The sequence below is a fragment of the Streptomyces sp. HNM0574 genome, assembly GCF_012726235.1.
Taxonomy (GTDB): Bacteria; Actinomycetota; Actinomycetes; order Streptomycetales; family Streptomycetaceae; genus Streptomyces.
Genome location: NZ_JAASAH010000021.1, coordinates 13,794 through 31,747 on the forward strand (window position 1 = coordinate 13,794; position 17,954 = coordinate 31,747).

14 protein-coding genes are annotated in these 17,954 nt (G+C 72.7%); 10 read left to right on the forward strand and 4 right to left on the reverse strand.

Annotated features, from left to right (window positions below):
- Positions 1-55: 55 nt before the first annotated feature.
- From rpe to HCC30_RS25960, 5 genes are all read left to right on the forward strand, one after another.
- Positions 56-733: a ribulose-phosphate 3-epimerase gene (rpe, locus tag HCC30_RS25940; RefSeq protein WP_169445229.1), complete on the forward strand. Its 678-nt coding sequence runs from the start codon at positions 56-58 to the stop codon at positions 731-733.
- Positions 734-893: 160 nt separating this feature from the next.
- Positions 894-1,880, forward strand: coding sequence for a sugar-binding domain-containing protein (locus HCC30_RS25945; protein WP_169445230.1), 987 nt, complete (start codon positions 894-896; stop codon positions 1,878-1,880).
- Positions 1,881-2,234: 354 nt separating this feature from the next.
- On the forward strand, positions 2,235-2,711 hold the full coding sequence (locus HCC30_RS25950; protein ID WP_169445231.1) for a cation:proton antiporter regulatory subunit: 477 nt from the start codon (positions 2,235-2,237) through the stop codon (positions 2,709-2,711).
- Between the two features lie 141 nt (positions 2,712-2,852).
- Positions 2,853-4,178, forward strand: coding sequence for a cation:proton antiporter (locus tag HCC30_RS25955; protein ID WP_169445232.1), 1,326 nt, complete (start codon positions 2,853-2,855; stop codon positions 4,176-4,178).
- 167 nt (positions 4,179-4,345) lie between these two features.
- Positions 4,346-5,785, forward strand: a complete 1,440-nt coding sequence (locus HCC30_RS25960; RefSeq protein WP_169445233.1) for a hypothetical protein — start codon at positions 4,346-4,348, stop codon at positions 5,783-5,785.
- Between the two features lie 3 nt (positions 5,786-5,788).
- Here the strand turns inward: HCC30_RS25960 and HCC30_RS25965 are convergent, their stop codons facing one another.
- The gene (locus tag HCC30_RS25965) at positions 5,789-7,600 is read right to left on the reverse strand and encodes an AMP-dependent synthetase/ligase (RefSeq protein ID WP_346776817.1); all 1,812 of its coding nucleotides are present in this window, start codon (positions 7,598-7,600) and stop codon (positions 5,789-5,791) included.
- A 272-nt stretch (positions 7,601-7,872) separates the two neighbouring features.
- Here HCC30_RS25965 and HCC30_RS25970 point away from each other — a divergent pair, with 272 nt between their 5' ends.
- The 4 genes from HCC30_RS25970 (at position 7,873) to HCC30_RS25985 (ending at position 12,864) form a co-directional block, all read left to right on the forward strand.
- Positions 7,873-9,318, forward strand: a complete 1,446-nt coding sequence (locus HCC30_RS25970; protein ID WP_169445235.1) for a GuaB1 family IMP dehydrogenase-related protein — start codon at positions 7,873-7,875, stop codon at positions 9,316-9,318.
- 210 nt (positions 9,319-9,528) lie between these two features.
- Complete coding sequence (locus tag HCC30_RS25975) at positions 9,529-9,984, forward strand: Lrp/AsnC family transcriptional regulator (protein WP_169445236.1); 456 nt, start codon at positions 9,529-9,531, stop codon at positions 9,982-9,984.
- Positions 9,985-10,268: 284 nt separating this feature from the next.
- Complete coding sequence (locus tag HCC30_RS25980; protein ID WP_169445237.1) at positions 10,269-11,066, forward strand: carbon-nitrogen hydrolase family protein; 798 nt, start codon at positions 10,269-10,271, stop codon at positions 11,064-11,066.
- Between the two features lie 139 nt (positions 11,067-11,205).
- Positions 11,206-12,864, forward strand: coding sequence for an NAD(P)/FAD-dependent oxidoreductase (locus tag HCC30_RS25985; protein WP_240979907.1), 1,659 nt, complete (start codon positions 11,206-11,208; stop codon positions 12,862-12,864).
- A 61-nt stretch (positions 12,865-12,925) separates the two neighbouring features.
- Here HCC30_RS25985 and HCC30_RS25990 read toward each other — a convergent pair whose 3' ends face one another.
- Both HCC30_RS25990 and HCC30_RS25995 read right to left on the reverse strand, forming a co-directional pair.
- Positions 12,926-13,855, reverse strand: a complete 930-nt coding sequence (locus tag HCC30_RS25990; RefSeq protein WP_169445239.1) for an LLM class F420-dependent oxidoreductase — start codon at positions 13,853-13,855, stop codon at positions 12,926-12,928.
- A gap of 87 nt (positions 13,856-13,942) precedes the next feature.
- Entirely contained in the window at positions 13,943-14,641 is a 699-nt protein-coding gene (locus HCC30_RS25995) for a DUF5995 family protein (RefSeq protein WP_169445240.1), read from the reverse strand.
- 253 nt (positions 14,642-14,894) lie between these two features.
- On the opposite strand from HCC30_RS25995, the gene HCC30_RS26000 reads away from it, so the two are divergent.
- Positions 14,895-16,298: a solute carrier family 23 protein gene (locus HCC30_RS26000; protein ID WP_169445241.1), complete on the forward strand. Its 1,404-nt coding sequence runs from the start codon at positions 14,895-14,897 to the stop codon at positions 16,296-16,298.
- 6 nt (positions 16,299-16,304) lie between these two features.
- Here HCC30_RS26000 and HCC30_RS26005 read toward each other — a convergent pair whose 3' ends face one another.
- Positions 16,305-17,951: an MDR family MFS transporter gene (locus tag HCC30_RS26005; protein ID WP_346776818.1), complete on the reverse strand. Its 1,647-nt coding sequence runs from the start codon at positions 17,949-17,951 to the stop codon at positions 16,305-16,307.
- Positions 17,952-17,954 lie beyond the last annotated feature (3 nt).

Consider the following 17,954-nt stretch of genomic DNA (forward strand, 5'->3'; position numbering starts at 1 on the left):
GCACCGGCCACCACAACCACGAATCCACCGTCCGACCACACGAGATACTGGAACCATGGCTCAGATCAACCCCAGCATCCTCTCCGCCGACTTCGCGCGTCTCGCCGACGAAGCCAAAGCGGTGGACGGCGCCGACTGGCTCCATGTCGACGTGATGGACAACCACTTCGTCCCGAACCTCACCCTCGGCGTCCCGATCGTGGAATCGCTGGCCAAAGCCACCGACACCCCCCTCGACTGCCACCTGATGATCGAGGACCCCGACCGCTGGGCCCCCGCCTACGTCGAAGCCGGAGCCGGCTCCGTCACCTTCCACGCCGAAGCCGCGGCCGCCCCCGTCCGCACCGCCCGCGAGATCAAGGCCAAGGGCGGCCGCGCCTCCATGGCCCTCAAGCCCGCCACCCCCATCGAGCCCTACGAGGACCTCCTCCCCGAGCTCGACATGCTGCTCGTCATGACCGTCGAGCCCGGCTTCGGCGGACAGGCCTTCCTCGACATCATGCTGCCGAAGATCCGCCGGACCCGGCAGCTCATCGACAAGCACGGACTGTCCATGTGGCTCCAGGTGGACGGCGGAGTCTCCGCCTCCACCATCGAACAGTGTGCCGAAGCAGGCGCCGACGTCTTCGTCGCCGGCTCCGCGGTCTACTCCGCCGACGACCCCGCCGCCGCCGTCCGCGCCCTGCGCACACAGGCAGAGGAGGCGGCCGCACGCGTGGGCTGCGCCCACTGAACGAACAACCGGTGCACGGCGAAGCGCGGTATTCCGCCAAGCACCCTGCACGAGTGGGACCGGCGTCACGCCGGATCTGCAAGGATGAACGCCCAGCGCTGATGCGCACGTACGGGAAGACAGTGAGGTGAGTGCGGTGTCGACGGGTCGGAGCACGCGAATGGGGCCCGCCGAGCTGATGCAGGCAGCGGCCATGGCACGCCGCTTCTACCTCGAAGGCAAATCGAAGATCCAGATCGCCGACGAATTCGGCGTCAGCCGCTTCAAGGTGGCCCGGGTCCTCGAAACAGCCCTGGAGAGGGACCTGATCCGCATCGAGATCCGCGTACCGGCCGAGCTCGACGCCGAGCGCTCCGACGCCCTGCGGGCCCGCTACGGCCTGCGGCACGTCGTCGTCGTCGAGTCACCCTCCGAGGCGGCCGACGACGGCGCGGACCCGGAAAACCTCGGCGAGGTCGCCGCCGACCTGCTCGGCGAACTCGTCACCGACGGCGACGTCCTCGGACTCGCCTGGGGACGCTCCACCATCCACATGGCCGCCGCGCTGCGCCAGTTGCCGCCCTGCACGGTCGTCCAGCTCACCGGCGTCTACGACGCGGGCACCGCCGACCGCGGCTCCGTCGAGGCCGTGCGCCGGGCCGCCGAAGTCGCCGGCGGCGAAGCACACCCGGTCTACGCGCCGATGCTGCTGCCCGACTCGGCCACGGCGGCGGCCCTCCGCAGCCAGACCGGCATCGCCCGCGCCTTCGAGTACTTCGACAAGGTCACCGTCGCCGCCGTGTCCATCGGCTCCTGGGAACCCGGCATCTCCACCGTGCACGACATGCTCTCCGACGAGGAACGCGACCACTACTCCTCGCTCGGAGTCTCCGCCGAGATGTCCGCGCACCTCTTCGACGTCGAAGGCCGCCGCATCGGCCGTGACCTGGGCGAACGCTGCATCACCGTCGAGGCCGAACGGCTCCGCCGCATCCCCGAGGTCGTCGCCATCGCCGGCGGACACCGCAAGGCCGCCGCCATCGGCGCCGTCCTCCGCTCCGGCCTCGTCACCAGCCTCGTCACCGACACTGCCGCTGCCGACTACCTCCTGATGGAAACCCAGCCCGGCCCCAGGCCCGCGCTGGAGAGGGCCGACCCGGACGACTGAGGGGGGTTCCCGGTTGGGGGTTGGCCTTGGGGTGGGCCCCCTCCCCCCCCCCGCCCCCCCACACTCCCCGCCGTCAACCGCGTCCCGTGGTGCGGGTGTTGCGGTGAGGGCGGGTCTGGTCGTCCCGTGAGGTGGCGTGGCGAGGTCCCTTTGTGAGGGTGTTCTCGGGTGGCCGGCCTGTGGGGGCAACCGGTGAGAACACTACGGGGAGTTGGGGGCGGGGGCGGGTGGCCTGTGGACAAGTGGGCTGTTGTGGATGAGGGCGTCACCCTCGGGGCGGTTCGCGTTAGTGTCTTCCCGGTCGCGGCCGGAGGGGCCGCACGGCACGTCGTCGACAGGAGGCACCAGCCAGCCATGACCACGCAGCGCACCCGGCTTCCCGGAGTCGGCACCCAGTACGACATCTCCACGCGCGGCGGTCGCCACATTTCTGTCGTGGCCCATCAGGACGGGCGCCGGTTCGTCGGCTTCTATCAGCCGGATGATCCGGATGCCTGTCAGGCCACGGTTCCGCTCGATCCGGACGAGGCGTCCTCGCTCGCCGAGTTGCTGAACCCGCCCGATACCCCGGATCTGGGCACCACCGAGCTCGACATCGATCTTGTCACCGAGCGGATCCCGCTGACGACTCAATCGCCGTACCGCGGGCGCCCGTTGGGCGACACCCGGGCTCGTACGCTGACCGGCGCCTCCATCGTCGCCGTGCTGCGTCGTACGGGGCCGATTCCGTCGCCGACGCCGGATTTCCGGCTGGAGGCGGGGGACGAACTCGTCACTGTCGGCACCCGTGAGGGGGTCGACGAGCTCATCCGGATCATTTCCGGTACCTGAGCTGACGTACAGCGCCTGGGAGGTGTTCCGCCCGCCGGCCGTCGCGCGGCGGCCGGGGGAGGGGCGAGGCGCAACAACGGGGGCGCGCACAGCAGGAGCGGCGGGCCCGGAAACCGACCAAGAAGGGGCAGGTCCGAGCACGTGCATGAAACCACCGTCCTCCTGATCGAGTTGGGGGCCGTGATCCTGGGCCTGGGCCTGGTCGGCCGCTTCGCCGGGCGTATCGGCATGTCCCCCATTCCGCTGTATCTGCTGGCCGGGCTGGCTTTCGGCCAGGGCGGGATCTTTCCGTTGAACTCGTCCGAGGAGTTCATCGAAGTGGGCTCCGAGATCGGGGTGATTCTGCTTCTGCTGCTGCTCGGGCTGGAGTACACGGCGTCGGAGCTGGTCACCAGTCTGCGGACGCAGTACCCGTCCGGCATCGTCGACTTCGTGCTGAACGCGACTCCGGGTGCGCTTGCCGGGCTGATCCTGCACTGGAGTCCGGCGGGGATTCTCGCGCTCGCGGGTGTCACCTGGATTTCGTCGTCGGGTGTGATTGCGAAGGTGCTGACGGATCTCGGGCGTCTGGGTAACCGGGAGACGCCGGTGATTCTCGGGGTGCTCGTCATGGAGGACCTCTCCATGGCGGTGTATCTGCCGTTGCTGACCGCGTTGATCGCGGGTGCGGGTCTGGCGGGCGGCAGTGTGACGCTGCTGATCGCGCTGGGCACGGTCGGGCTGGTGCTGTTCGTCGCGTTGCGGCACGGGCGGCTCATCAGCCGGGCGGTGAGTTCGAAGACGCCGGAGATGCTGCTGCTCGTCGTTCTCGGGCTGACGCTGGTGGTGGCCGGTGTCGCGCAGAAGCTTCAGGTGTCGGCCGCCGTCGGTGCGTTCCTGGTGGGTATCGCGCTGTCCGGGGAGACGGCGGAGAACGCGCGGGCGCTGCTCACGCCGCTGCGTGACTTGTTCGCGGCGATCTTCTTCGTGTTCTTCGGGCTGTCGACGGTGCCGTCGGCGATACCCCCGGTGCTGGTGCCGGCGTTGCTGCTGGCGCTGGTGACGATCACGACGAAGGTGTTCACCGGCTGGTACGCGGCCCGTCGTGCGGGGGTGAGTTCGCGGGGCCGGTTGCGGGCCGGGGGAGCGCTGGTCGCGCGGGGTGAGTTCTCGATCGTGATCGCCGGGCTCGCGGCCGGGGTGGAGCCGGAGATCGGCCCGTTGGCGACGGCGTACGTGCTGTTGATGGTCATCCTCGGCCCGCTGGCGGCCCGTTGGACGCAGCCGATTGTCGCGGCGGTGCAGCGCAGGTCGGACGGGGCTTCGCGGTCGGCGCCCGCCCCGTCGCCCGCGGCGGAGGCAGGTGCGGCTCCGGTCGAGGGTCCTGCGGGTGCGGTGGAGCGGGAGGAAACGTCCCGGCAGGAGTCGACGCTGGACGGGAGTGCCGAGGACTTGATCCCGCACACCTCGCCCCGCCCGGACCACTGATCCGTCTCGGGCCCGCTGTGGGCTCGTCCTGAGTTTGCGGCCCCGGCCAGATGCGGTTTTCGTTGCGGCGTTCTTGCGTGGATGCCGTGCGGGCGCGAAGAGTTGGGCTCTGCGGGGCGCCGTCGGCCTGGCGCCCGGACGGCTACGCGGGCGAGGGGTGAGCGGACGTGGGGGAACGGTTCGGGCACGCGGTGGTGCTGGGTGCGGGGATGGGCGGTCTGCTGTCGGCCGCCGCGCTGGCGCGGCACTTCGCCCGCGTCACGGTGGTGGAACGCGACCGGCTGACGGACTCCGACGGCCATCCGCACGCCCGCCCCGAAGCCACCTGGTCCGAGGACGGCGTCCCGGAGGACGAGGGGGCGGCGCTGCGGGAGGGGCCGCGGCGTGGGGTTCCGCAGGGGCGGCATGTGCACGGACTGCTGGCGCGTGGCAGCGAGTCGATGGAGCGTCTGCTGCCTGGCCTGGTGGATGAACTGGCCGAGGCGGGGGCCCTGTTGGTCCGGCCGTTGCTGGAGACCCGGTATCTGGTCGACGGGCGGGCGCTGGCGCGCGGGGAGGCGGGTCCCCGGGTGGTGCTGGGTACGCGGCCGTTGCTGGAGTCGGTGATACGTGCCCGGGTGGCGGCACTGCCCGCGGTCGGGTTCGCCGACGGGCGGGATGTCATGGGCCCGGTGCACGAGGGCGGCCGGGTGACGGGTGTGCGTACGGCGCCGGCCGGGGGCGGGGGTGCGGAGGAGGTGTGGGAGGCCGAGCTCGTCGTGGACGCGCTGGGCCGGGCGGGCCGCAGCGCGCGGTGGCTGGCCGAACTGGGCTGTCCCGCGCCGCCGGAGGACCGGGTGAAGGTGGATCTCGGCTATGCCAGCCGTTTCGTCCGGCTCCCGGAGGGCGCGTTCGGCGGCGATCAGGCGGTGCTGATCGGCAATGTGCCGGGTTTCCCGACGCGGGGTCTCGGTGTGCTGCGGCAGGAGGACGACCGCTGGCTGATCACCCTGGCGGGGATGGCGGGTGACCATCCGGGCGGTGACGACGAGACGTTCGCCGCTTTCCTGCGTACGGTGGCGCCGCCTGAGCTGGCCGGGGTGGTCGACGGGGCCGAGCCGGTGGGCGGTATCGCCACGTTCCGCTTTCCCGAGGGGGTCCGCCGCCGGTACGAGCGGCTTCAGGCGCCGCCCGAGGGCCTGTTGGCGGTCGGTGACGCGCACTGCAGCTTCAATCCGGTGTACGGGCAGGGCATGACGGTGGCCGCGATGGAGGCGCTGTGTCTGGACGCGGCGCTGGCCGAGGGCGGTACGGCCGGTCTGCCGCGCCGCTACTACCGGGAGGCGGCCCGTGCGGTGCGTCCCGCGTGGGAGCTCGCGGTCGGTGCCGATCTCAGTGTGCCGCAGGTGCCGGGCCGGCGGACGGCCGTGCACCGGGTCACGCAGCGGTACACGGAGCGGCTGCGCCGCGCGGCGGTCCGGGACCCGCGGGTGGCGGGGCGTTCCTGCGGGCGACTCAGCTCCAGACCCCGCCGGCTGCGTTGTTCGCGCCTCGTACGGTGGCGCGGGTGCTGCGTCTGGGGCAGGGGTTCGTGGAGCCGGTCAACGGGTTCAGCGCACCGCGGTTGACCGTCACCCCCGCCGCGTATGCACTTCCGGCCTCGCGTACAGGTCGTCGATCTCCTGGGCGTAGTGGCGGACTATGGCTTTGCGGCGGGGCTTCATGGAGGGGGTGACGAGGCCGGCGGCGACGGTGAACTCGTGGGGGAGGATGCGGACGGCGCGGACGGATTCGGCGCGGGAGACGAGGGCGTTGGCGGCGGCGACGGCTCGCCAGACCTCCCGGTGGAGTTCTTCCTCGGCGAGGCCGCCGTGTCCGGGGCGGCGGAAGCCGGTCCACTGTTCGACGGCTTCGGGGTCGAGGGTGACGAGTGCGGCGATGTAGGGCCGGTCGTCGCCGACGACGAGGGCCTGGGAGATCAGGGGGTGGGCGCGGAGCCGTTCTTCCAGGGCGAGCGGGGAGACGCTCTTGCCGCCGCTGGTGATGATGACGTCCTTCTTGCGTCCGGTGATGACGAGGTGGCCGTCGTCGAGGTGTCCGAGGTCGCCGGTGGCGAGCCAGCCGTCGTGGAGGACTTCGGCGGTGCCGGCGGGGTCGTCGAGGTAGCCGCTGAAGACGGTGTCGCCGTGCACCCATACTTCGCCGTCGTAGGCGATGCGGAGGCTGGTGCCGGGCAGTGGCCGGCCGACGGTGCCGAAGCGGGGCCGTCCGGGGAGCTGGCCGGTGACGGCCGCGGTGGTTTCGGTGAGTCCGTAGCCGTCGTAGACGGTGAGGCCGGCGCCGGCGAGTCTGAGGCCGAGCTCGCGGCTGAGGGTGGAGCCGCCGGAGACGGCGTTCCTGGCGCGGCCGCCGAGGACGTCGCGCATCCTGCGGTAGACGAGCCGGTCGTAGAGGGCGTGCCGGGCGCGGAGGCCGGGCCCTGGTCCTGGTCCGGTGCCGAGGGTCTGGGCTTCGGTGGCTTCGGCGTGGCGGTGGGCGACGTCCATGGCGCGGTCGAAGAGTCCGCCGCGGCCCGCGGCGACGGCGGTGTGCCGGGCGCGTGCGTAGAACTTCTCGAAGACGTAGGGGACGCCGAGGACGAGGGTGGGCCGGAACGAGGCGAGTGCGGGCAGGAGTTGGGCGGGGGCGAGGTCGGGCTGGTGGCCGAGGAGGATGCCGCCGCGTACGCAGAGGACGACGACCATCAGTCCGTACACGTGGCCGGTGGGGAGGAAGGTGAGGACGGAGGGCTGTTCGCCGGGCGGTGCCATGAGGGTGCCCCAGCCGGCGACGAGGGTGTCGCATTCGGCGGCGAGGTTGGCGTGGGTGAGGACGCAGCCGCGGGGGGTGCCGGTGGTGCCGGAGGTGAAGACGACGGCGGCGGGTGCGTCGGGGGTGACGGCGGCGCGGTGCCGGTGCACGTCCTGGGCGGGGACGGCGGCGCCGGCTGCGGTGAGGGCGGTGACGCAGCCGTCGTCGAGCTGCCAGACGTGGCGGAGTCCGGGGAGGCCGTCGGAGGCGGAGGCGAGGGTCATGGCGTGGTCCTCGTGTTCCACGACGGCGGCGCAGGCGCCGGAGGCGGAGAGCAGTCCGCGGAGCTGGCCGGGGGAGGAGGTGGGGTAGAGGGGGACGAGTTCGGCGCCGAGGGACCACAGGGCGAAGGCGAGGAGGGTGACTTCGAGGCGGGTGCGGGACATGACGGCGACGCGGTCGCCGGGGCGGATGTCTTCGGCGAGGAAGCCGCGGGCGAGGGCGAGGACGCGGTCGCCGAATTCGGCGGCGGTGATCTGGTGCCAGGTGCCGGGGTCGTGCGGGTCGCGGACGGCGGCCCGGGGCAGGTCGGGTTCGTGTGCGGCGGTCGTGTAGACCGGGTCGGCGAGTCCGCCGGTGCGGATTCGGGCCACCTGTCGAGGCGCATGGGCGTCACGCACAGCGCACCTCCCCCTCGTTTCCCCCTCGTCGCGTCGCGCACGCGGCGGTGCGCGACGTGGTCAGCACGGTCAGTGACCACAGCCGCAACCTACCCGGCGGTCACCTGGCTGCCCAGTCCCTTGACACCGTCGTCCGCCGCCCGTGCGTACGGGCCGCTCCGGTCTTCGCTCGTGTGATCGAACGAGGGGGGCGGGCCCGTTCCGGAGGATCGTCCTCTCCCGGCTTCTGGCGGCCACGTGGGAGAATGAAGCACGTGCGTTTTCTGAATGAGCAACTGCCTCCGTACGACTTGACGTACGACGACGTCTTCATGGTGCCGAACCGCTCCGCGGTCGGGTCGCGCCAGGGCGTGGATCTGGCCACCCCCGACGGCACCGGTACGACCATCCCGCTCGTCGTGGCCAACATGACGGCCATCGCCGGGCGCCGCATGGCCGAGACCGTCGCACGCCGCGGCGGACTCGTGGTGCTCCCGCAGGACATCCCGCTGGATGTCGTGACCGAGGTCATCGGGTGGGTCAAGCGCCGTCATCTGGTGCTCGACACCCCGATCCGGCTGGCCCCCGAGCAGACCGCCGCCGAGGCGCTGTCGCTGCTGCCCAAGCGGGCGCACGGCGCGGGCGTAGTGGTGGAGGACGGGCGTCCGGTCGGTGTCGTCACCGAGTCCGACCTGACCGGCGTGGACCGTTTCACGCAGCTGTCCGAGGTCATGTCCCGTGAACTCCTCGTCCTGGACGCGGACATCGACCCGCGCGAGGCGTTCAACCGTCTCGACGCGGCCCACCGCAAGCTGGCCCCCGCCGTCGACGCCGACGGCCGGCTCGTCGGCATACTGACCCGCAAGGCCGCCCTGCGCGCGACCCTGTACACCCCCGCCGTCGACGCGGACGGCGCGCTGCGCGTGGCCGCCGCGGTCGGTATCAACGGTGACGTCGCGGGCCGCGCCGAGGCGCTGCTCGCCGCCGGTGTGGACACGCTCGTCGTCGACACCGCGCACGGTCACCAGGAGCGCATGATCGACGCGCTCAAGGCCGTCCGTTCGCTGGACCCGCAGGTGCCGGTGGTCGCGGGCAACGTCGTCGCCGCCGAGGGCGTGCGGGACCTGATCCAGGCCGGTGCGGACATCGTCAAGGTCGGTGTCGGTCCTGGCGCCATGTGCACGACGCGGATGATGACCGGTGTGGGCCGTCCGCAGTTCTCCGCGGTGCTGGAGTGCGCCGAGGAGGCGCGCAAGTACGGCAAGCACGTGTGGGCCGACGGCGGTGTGCGGCACCCGCGCGACGTCGCGATGGCGCTGGCTGCCGGTGCGTCCAACGTGATGATCGGCTCCTGGTTCGCGGGGACGTACGAGTCGCCGGGGGACATCCAGCAGAGCTCCGACGGGCGGTTCTACAAGGAGTCGTTCGGCATGGCCTCGGCGCGTGCGGTGCGGAACCGTACGAGCGAGGAGTCGGCGTACGACCGGGCCCGCAAGGGGCTGTTCGAGGAGGGCATCTCCACCTCCCGGATGTTCATCGACCCGGCCCGTCCCGGTGTCGAGGACGTGATCGACGCGATCATCGCGGGCGTCCGCTCGTCCTGCACGTACGCGGGCGCGGGGTCGCTGGAGGAGTTCGCGGAGAAGGCCGTCGTGGGCATCCAGAGCGCGGCCGGCTACGCGGAGGGCAAGCCCCTGCACGCCAGCTGGTGACGAGGGCCGGGGCACCCCGGCACGACAACTGCACACGCACACGGCGCGGCACCGGAGCGACCCGCTCCGGTGCCGCGCCGTGTGGTGTTCCGCCGGCTGTGGGGCTGTGACGTGCGCTGCTGATGGGGGTGGACCCCTGCTGCGCGCGGGGGCCGGCGTGGTCTACTGCGGGCGTCCCCCGCCGGCAGCACAGAAGAGCGAACCGACCCCGTGGCCCTGAACGAACTCGACGCCCGCATCGTCCACGCCCTCGCCGGGGACGCCCGCCGCTCCTACGCCGACATAGGCGCCGAGGTGGGTCTCTCCGCGCCCGCCGTCAAACGCCGGGTCGACCGGCTCCGGGAGGACGGTGCGATCACCGGCTTCACGGTGCGGGTCGATCCGGCGGCGCTGGGCTGGACGACGGAGGGCTTCATCGAGATGTACTGCCGCTCCCGGACCTCTCCCGAGGACATCCGCCGCGCTCTCTCGCACTATCCGGAGGTGGCCGCCGCCTCGACCGTCACGGGGGACGCGGACGCCGTGGTGCAGGTCTTCGCCTCCGACATGCGGCACTTCGAGCGGGTGCTGGAGCGGATGGCGGGCGAGCACTTCGTCGAGCGCACCAAGTCCGTCCTCGTCCTCTCGCCGCTGCTGCGCCGCTCCACGGAGCACCCGCCCCGCTGACGGCGCCCCCGCGCAACGATCCGCCGGGGGCGGGGGCCGCGCGTCCGGCGGGCGGTTGCGGGGCGCGGGGCCGGGTGCGGGTGCGCGGGGTGCGCCGGAGGGGCCGCCGGGGCGCCGGTGCGGCGCAACGATCGGCCGCTGTGGGCCGTGTGGACGCAACGAATGGTGCGTCGGTGCGCAACGGATGGATCTTGTCGGGCTGTTCGGGCCGCCCGTACCGTCGAGAACGGATCGACCGGACCGCTCGACCTCCCCTCCCGCCCGGCAAGGAGCCCCAGGACGTCATGACGCCGCTGCGCACCGCCCTCTTCCAAGGCCCCGGCGGAGTCCCCGGCTCCCGTGCCGCCGGACTCGCCGTGCTCGACGACGCGGCCCGCCGCGCAGCGGCCGGCGGCGCCCGGCTGCTCGTCACCTCCGAACTGTCCCTGACCGGCTACGCGCTGGACGACCCGGCCGCGCACGCCGAGCCCGCCGACGGGCCCGGCTCCGAGGCCGTCGCCCGGATCGCGGCACGGCACGGCATCGCCGTCGTGCACGGGTACGTCGAACGCGACCCGGGCACCGGTGCGCTGCACAACTCCGTCCGGCTGACCGGGCCCGACGGGTCGCCGCTCGCCGGGTACCGCAAGACGCACCTGTACGGCGGCTACGAGTCGGAGCACTACACGCCGGGCGACCGGCTGGTGGTGCAGGCCGAACTGGACGGTGTCCGGGTCGGGTTGCTGGTCTGCTACGACGTGGAGTTCCCGGAGGCCGTGCGCGCGCACGCGCTGGCGGGCACCCAGCTGCTGGCGGTGCCGACGGCGCTGATGCGCCCGTTCGAGTTCGTGCCGGACGCGCTGGTGCCGGTCCGTGCCTGGGAGAACGGGATGTACATCGCGTACGTCAACCGGCAGGGGCGCGAGGGCGGTGACGAGTTCGCCGGGCGCAGCTGTCTGGCCGCGCCGGACGGCACCGTCACGGTCCGCGCGGGCGGCGGCGAGGAGCTGCTGGTCGCGGACGCCGATCCGGAGCGGGTCCGCCGGGCCCGTGCCGCGAGTCCGTATCTGGCCGACCGGCGGCCCGAGTTGTACTCCGCCTGAACCGCGCCACCACCCCCTGTACGCCCGCTCAAGGAGAAAGCGCACCCCGATGACCTCCACGGTGCCCACGGCCGCCCACCCCGAGCAGCCGTCGCAGTCCGCGCAGCCCGCGGCGGAAGCGGAACTTCCGCCGCTGACGATGGCGGGCCCCGACTTCCCGTTCGGCTACGACGACTTCCTGGCCCACCCGGCGGGCCTCGGCTCCGTGCCGGCGACCGCGCACGGCACGGAGGTCGCCGTCATCGGCGGCGGCCTCTCCGGCATCGTCGCCGCGTACGAGCTGATGAAGATGGGCCTGCGGCCCGTCGTGTACGAGGCGGACCGGATCGGCGGGCGGCTGCGCACCGCGCGGTTCGAGGGCTGCGGGGACGCCGAGGGCCTGACGGCCGAGATGGGCGCCATGCGTTTCCCGCCGTCCTCGACCGCCTTCCGGCACTACGTGGACCTGGCGGGGCTGGAGACCGAGCCGTTCCCCAACCCCCTTGCCCCGACGACGCCTTCGACGGTCGTCGACCTCAAGGGGAAGTCGCACTACGCCCGCACCCTGGACGACCTGCCGCCGGTCTTCCACGAGGTGATGGAGGCCTGGAACGCCTGCCTGGAGGACGGTGCCGACTTCTCCGCGATGCAGCGGGCGCTGCGCGAGCGGGACGTGCCGAAGATCCGGGAGATCTGGTCCCGGCTGGTGGAACAGCTCGACGACCAGACCTTCTACGGCTTCCTGTGCGCCGCCCCGTCCTTCGCGTCCTTCCGGCACCGGGAGATCTTCGGCCAGGTCGGTTTCGGCACCGGCGGCTGGGACACCGACTTCCCCAACTCCATCCTGGAGATCCTCCGCGTCGTCTACACCGGCGCGGACGACGACCACGAGAGCATCGTCGGCGGCAGCGAGCAGCTGCCCCTGCGGCTGTGGGAGCACGCGCCGGACAAGCTCACCCACTGGCCGCAGGGCACCTCCCTGAAGTCCCTGCACGAGGAGGGCCGGCACCGTCCCGCCGTCACCCGGCTGTACCGCACGGCGGGCAACCGGCTGACCGTCACCGACGCCGACGGCGCGATACGCACCTACCCGGCGGCCGTGTTCACCGCCCAGTCGTGGATGCTGCTCAACCAGATCGACTGCGACGAGGCGCTGCTGCCCGCCGACCACTGGACGGCCGTCGAGCGCACGCACTACATGGAGTCCTCCAAGCTGTTCGTGCCGGTGGACCGGCCGTTCTGGCTGGACAGTGCCGTCGACGACGAAGGGAATGCGACCGGCCGTGACGTGATGAGCATGACGCTCACCGACCGGATGACACGCGGCACGTACCTCCTCGACGACGGCCCGGACAAGCCGGCCGTCATCTGCCTCTCGTACACCTGGTGCGACGACAGCATCAAGTGGCTGCCGCTGGACGCGAACGAGCGGATGGAGGTGATGCTGCGCTCCCTCGGCGAGATCTATCCGAAGGCCGACATCCGTTCGCACATCATCGGCAGCCCGGTCACCGTGTCCTGGGAGAGCGAGCCGTGGTTCACCGGCGCGTTCAAGGCGAACCTGCCGGGCCACTACCGGTACCAGCGGCGGCTGTTCACCCACTTCATGCAGGACACGCTGCCCGAGGACCGGCGCGGCCTGTTCCTCGCGGGGGACGACATCTCCTGGACGGCGGGCTGGGCCGAGGGCGCGGTGCAGACCGCGCTGAACGCGGTGTGGGGCGTCATGCACCATCTCGGCGGCTCCACCGACCCGGTCAACCCGGGGCCCGGCGACCGCTACGAGGAGCTCGCGCCGGTCGAACTCCCGGAGGACTGAGGGGACTTCGGCGGCACGGGGGGCGGGAGCGCCCGGCCGGCTCCCGCCCCTGCCGGTCACCTCACAGGCCCGCCTCACGGACGGCCGGGGCGAGGAGCCGCGCCGCGTCCGTCAGCTCCGCCGCGTCCCGCGCCGCCGACTGGAAGTCGAGCAGCGCCTCGTCGACCCCGGCGGCGACGCCCTGGGCGAGGTCCTCGACGATCTGCTCCACGCTGCCCTCGTGCAGCGCCCGTTCCCCGTCGACGGGTTTGTCCGTCAGCCGGACCGCGCAGCGCTGGACGAGGGTGAGCCGGTCCGGGTCCCGCCCGTAGGACTCGGCGAGTTCCCGTACCCGCGCCCACCGTCCGGCGAGGACCGGGTGCGGCACGAAGGCGGGCAGGAAGCCGTCGGCGCGGCGGGCGACCCGGTCCAGCGCGCGGCCCGCGCTCCCGGCGAGCAGCACGGGCGGTGGCCCGGCGTGCGGTTTGGGGCCCGCGTACGCGGGGGGAACGGTGACGCTCCGGCCCTCGTACGCCACCGGGTCCGGGCCCCACACCGCCTCGCACACGTCGAGGGTCTCCTCCAGCGCGGCGCCGCGGGTGCCGAAGTCCGCGCCCGCCGCCGTGTATTCGTCGCTGGACCAGCCCGTGCCGAACCCGGCGACCAGCCGCCCGCCGCTCGCCGCGTCCAGCGTGGCGAGGGAGCGGGCCAGTTCGTACGGGTGGTGCAGTGGTGCGATCAGCACGCTGGTGCCCAGCCGCACCCGCTCGGTGACGGCCGCCGCCAGGGTCAGCGTCACCAGCGGGTCGGCGCAGTCCCGGTAGAAGTCGCCCCAGGCCAGGCCCGGTACGCCGTACATCCCGTCCCGGGGGTGCACGGGGAAGAGCGTCCGCTCGAACACCCACACGCTGTCGTATCCCGCGTGCTCGGCGGCGCGTGCCACCGCCGTCACGTCGCGGGTGAGCTCGTACTGCCGCATCTGGGGCAGCCCGAGACCGAGTCGCAGAGCCATCTCGTCGTCCCTCCGACGTTCCGCCCGCGCGCCGTCGCACGGGCCTGGCACCTGCCTAGGCGATCCGTGCCGCGGGGGCAACGGGTGTCAGTCCGGGAGCGGGGTGAGGAGGCAGCGGCCCGCCAGGCCGAGGGTGCCGTCGAGGCGTTCGGTGAACTCCTCGGCCAGGCCGGGCAGTTCACGCAGCCCCCACAGCGCGCGGAACGCCGCCCACGCCCCGGCGCGCGCCATCTCCAGGCTCCACGAGCCGAGCAGGTGCGTCAGCGGGTCGGCGACGTCCAGCAGGTCGGGTCCTGGCATCAGGTCCTCGCGGATGCGCTCCTCCAGGCCCGTCAGCAGCTCCCCGACGAGGTCGAAGCCGCCCTCCAGCGCCTCGGGTTCCAGCCGCCGGGCCCGGCAGGTGCCGGCGAGGGCGAGCGGCAGGTCGTGCCCGGTGTGCGCGTTGATGCCGGAGAGCGCGAACTGCAGGACGTGGACGGAGGGGTGGCGGCGCAGCTGGAACAGCGGGCGCCAGCAGGCGGGCGGGCGCCGCCCGGCCCGTTCGGCGTCCACCGCGTCCAGGTAGCGGCCGGTGAGGCGGGCGAGGAGTTCGGCGGCCAGCGCGCGGTCGGCGGACCGGCCGGGGCCGAGACGCGCGGCCCACTCCTCGGCGGCCGGCAGGTACACGTGGTGGAAGGCGGCGACGCCGTCGCCCGGTGGCAGCCGGGTGCCGGCGGTCCGCATCCGTTGCAGGACCAGGTCCAGGCTCGCCGCGCCGTGCGCCGGCGTCCGCTCCACGGCTGTCATCCCGGCAGGGTGGCACCCGCGCCGCGGCCGGGGCCGCGCGCCGCCCCGACAGCCCCCGGACGGGGGACGGGAGCACCGGCGGCGGCCCGGCCCGGGGGCACCCGCCGCCGGTGACCGCACAGGTGTCCGGCTCTCCGCGTCCGCCCCGCGCGCGTTCCGTGAAGGCCACTCGGTTTGTCTTTTGCTGGACACGTCAACTATGAATCGTCCGACTCTGCGCGGTGTGCAGGGCACGGCAACGTGGAGTGTGGTCATGGCAGGCGTCGGTTGGAAGGTGCACGGGGACGGGAAGCATCTCCGGCCCGGTGAGGTGGTCCGGCCGGACGAGCGGCTGAGCTGGGGGCGGACGGCCGGGCTCGGCGCCCAGCACGTCGTCTCCATGATCGGCGCGTGTTTCGTCGCACCCGTCCTCATGGGTCTCGACCCGGGCCTGGCGCTGATGGCCTCCGGCGTGGCCACCGTGCTCTTCCTGCTGCTGACCCGCGGACGGGTGCCCAGCTATCTGGGCTCCTCGCTCTCCTTCGTCGGCGTCTCCGCGGTCATCGCGGGCCAGGGCGGCGACGCGGGGACGCTGACCGGCGCGCTGTTCGTCGTCGGCGCCTGCCTCGCCGGGTGCGGGCTCGCCATCCACGTCCTGGGCGCCCGGGTGATCCACGCGGTGCTGCCGCCCGCGGTCACCGGTGCCGTGGTGATGCTCATCGGCTTCAACCTCGCCCCCGTCACGGCCTCCACCTACTGGCCGCAGGACCAGTGGACGGCGCTGGCCACCATGCTCTTCACCGGGCTCGCGCTGGTGGTGCTGCGGGGCTTCTGGTCCCGGATCGCGATCTTCCTCGGGCTGCTCTTCGGCTACGTGCTGTCCTGGGTGCTCGACCTGAGCCTCGGACAGATCCACTCGGTGGACGGCTCGGGCAAGGTCACCGACCACTGGCGGCTCGACTTCTCCGCCGTCGCGCAGGCCGACTGGATCGGCCTCCCGTCCTTCCACGCGCCCGAGTTCTCCACCTCGGCGATCCTCGTCGCGCTGCCCGTCCTGGTGGCGCTCATCGCGGAGAACGCCGGTCACGTCAAGGCCGTCGGCGAGATGACCGGCGACCCGCTCGACGACAAGATGGGCACCGCGATCATGGCGGACGGTGCCGCGTCCATGCTCTCCACGGCGGTGGGCGGCCCGGCCACCACCACGTACGCGGAGAACATCGGCGTCATGGCCGCCACCCGCGTCTACTCCACCGCCGCCTACTGGGCCGCCGCCGGGTTCGCGCTGCTCTTCGGGCTGTGCCCGAAGGTCGGTGCCGTGGTGGCCGCCATCCCCGGCGGGGTGCTCGGCGGGATCACGGTGATCCTGTACGGCATGATCGGCCTGCTCGGCGCGCAGATCTGGATCCGGAACGAGGTCGATTTCGCGCAGCCGCTCAACCTCGTACCGGCCGCCGCCGGGATCATCATCGGGGTCGGGGACGTGTCCCTGAAGTTCACCGAGACCTTCGAGCTCAGCGGCATCGCGCTCGGCACGCTCATCGTCCTCACCGGCTACCACGCCCTGCGCTGGCTCTCCCACGCCGCCGGCACCCGGCAGCAGCCCCTGCTGGACGGCGGCACCGCCGGCTACGACCCGAAGGACAAGGGGCCGGACGGCCACGGCAAGGCGGACTGAGCACGCTCACTCGTCGGACAGCTTCAGATTCGGCACGCGCCAGGCGGCGATGACGAACGCCAGCAGCAGCACGGCGGCCCCGACGAGGAACACGGCCTGCATCGCGCCCACATAGCCCTCCAGGAACGGGCGGGCCAGGCGCGGGTCGAGGGTGTGCAGGAACGCCGAGTCCTCCAGGTCGAGGGAGCCGTCCGGGCGCAGCACGCCCTTCAACACCTCGGCGTTCTCCGGCTGTTCGGCCAGCTGCCGCACCGACGGCTCCCGGAACGCACCGGCCAGCCGCTCCGCGATCCGGGAACCGGCCAGCGAGAAGAGGACGGAGAGGAACGCGGCGGCGCCGACCGTCCCGCCGTTGGAGCGGAAGAAGTTGACGGAGGCGGTGGCCGCGCCCATGTCCGTGCGGGGTACCTCGGACTGGGCCAGCGTCGTCATCGTCTGCATGGACGCGCCGAGCCCGGCCCCCATGAACAGCATGCCGAGGGCGACCTGCCACAGCGGGCTGTCCACGCCCAGCGTCGCGTACACCACCATGGCCAGGGTGAAGCAGCCGATGCCCGTCACCATGTGGACCTTGACGTTCCCCGTGCGGGACATCAGCCGTCCGACGGTCAGCGTGACCGCGACGTTCGCCGCCATGGTGGGCAGCATCGCCAGACCGGCGGCCATCGGGCTCAGGCCCCGCACCAGTTGGAGGTAGAGCGGCAGGGTCGTCATGGCGCCGAACATGCCGATGCCGACGGTGAAATGGAGCACCGTCCCCAGGCGGAAGCTGCGTATCCGGAACAGCCGCAGCGGCAGCAGCGCCGCCTCTCCCATGCGCCGCTCGACGAGGACGAACACCACCAGCCCCGCCGCGCCCACCGCGTACATGCCGAGCGCGAGCGGTGACGTCCAGCCCCAGGCGCGGCCCTGCTCGGCCACGGTGAGGAGCGGGACGACGCCGACGGTGAGCGCCGCGGCCCCTCCCCAGTCCAGCCGGTGCCGCACGGGCGTGTGCGGGACGCGGCGCAGGACGCGGGTGATGACGGCCAGCGCCACGGCGGCGAGCGGCACGTTCACCAGGAAGATCCACCGCCAGCCGTCGAGGCCGAGCAGCGAGTCGTACCCGGCGAAGACGCCGCCCACCACCGGGCCGACGATGCTCGCGCCACCGAAGACGGCCATGAACCAGCCCTGGTAGCGGCCGCGTTCGCGGGGCGAGGTGATGTCCGCGATGACCGTCATGGCCAGCGACATCAGCCCGCCGCCGCCCAGCCCCTGCACCGCGCGGAACGCGGCCAGCTGGTGGATCGAGCCGGCGAAGCCGCACAGCAGCGAGCCGAGCGTGAACAGCACGATCGCGGCCAGGTAGACCCGGCGGCGGCCGTGGATGTCGGACAGCTTCCCGTACAGCGGGGTGGCGATGGTGCCGGTGACCAGGTACGCGGTGGTCACCCAGGCCTGCGCCGTCAGCCCGTTCAGGTCGTCGGCGATGGTGCGCAGCGCCGCGGAGACGACCGTCTGGTCCAGCGCGCCGAGGAACATGCCCAGCACGAGACCGGAGAGGACGACGACGACCTCGCGGTGCGACAGCCGCGCGGGCGCGCCCGGCTCCGCGGAGTCGGGCGGGGGCTCGTCGCGGGAGGGGGCGCCGGACGCGGGGGAGGACGTCACGTG

Coding starts and splice junctions, on each gene's coding strand:
- rpe (WP_169445229.1), top strand. CDS start 56: ATGGCTCAGATCAACCCCAGCATCCTCTCCGCCGACTTCGCGCGTCTC.
- HCC30_RS25945 (WP_169445230.1), top strand. CDS start 894: ATGGGGCCCGCCGAGCTGATGCAGGCAGCGGCCATGGCACGCCGCTTC.
- HCC30_RS25950 (WP_169445231.1), top strand. CDS start 2,235: ATGACCACGCAGCGCACCCGGCTTCCCGGAGTCGGCACCCAGTACGAC.
- HCC30_RS25970 (WP_169445235.1), top strand. CDS start 7,873: ATGAAGCACGTGCGTTTTCTGAATGAGCAACTGCCTCCGTACGACTTG.
- HCC30_RS25980 (WP_169445237.1), top strand. CDS start 10,269: ATGACGCCGCTGCGCACCGCCCTCTTCCAAGGCCCCGGCGGAGTCCCC.
- HCC30_RS25985 (WP_240979907.1), top strand. CDS start 11,206: ATGGCGGGCCCCGACTTCCCGTTCGGCTACGACGACTTCCTGGCCCAC.
- HCC30_RS25990 (WP_169445239.1), bottom strand. CDS start 13,855: ATGGCTCTGCGACTCGGTCTCGGGCTGCCCCAGATGCGGCAGTACGAG.
- HCC30_RS25995 (WP_169445240.1), bottom strand. CDS start 14,641: ATGACAGCCGTGGAGCGGACGCCGGCGCACGGCGCGGCGAGCCTGGAC.
- HCC30_RS26000 (WP_169445241.1), top strand. CDS start 14,895: ATGGCAGGCGTCGGTTGGAAGGTGCACGGGGACGGGAAGCATCTCCGG.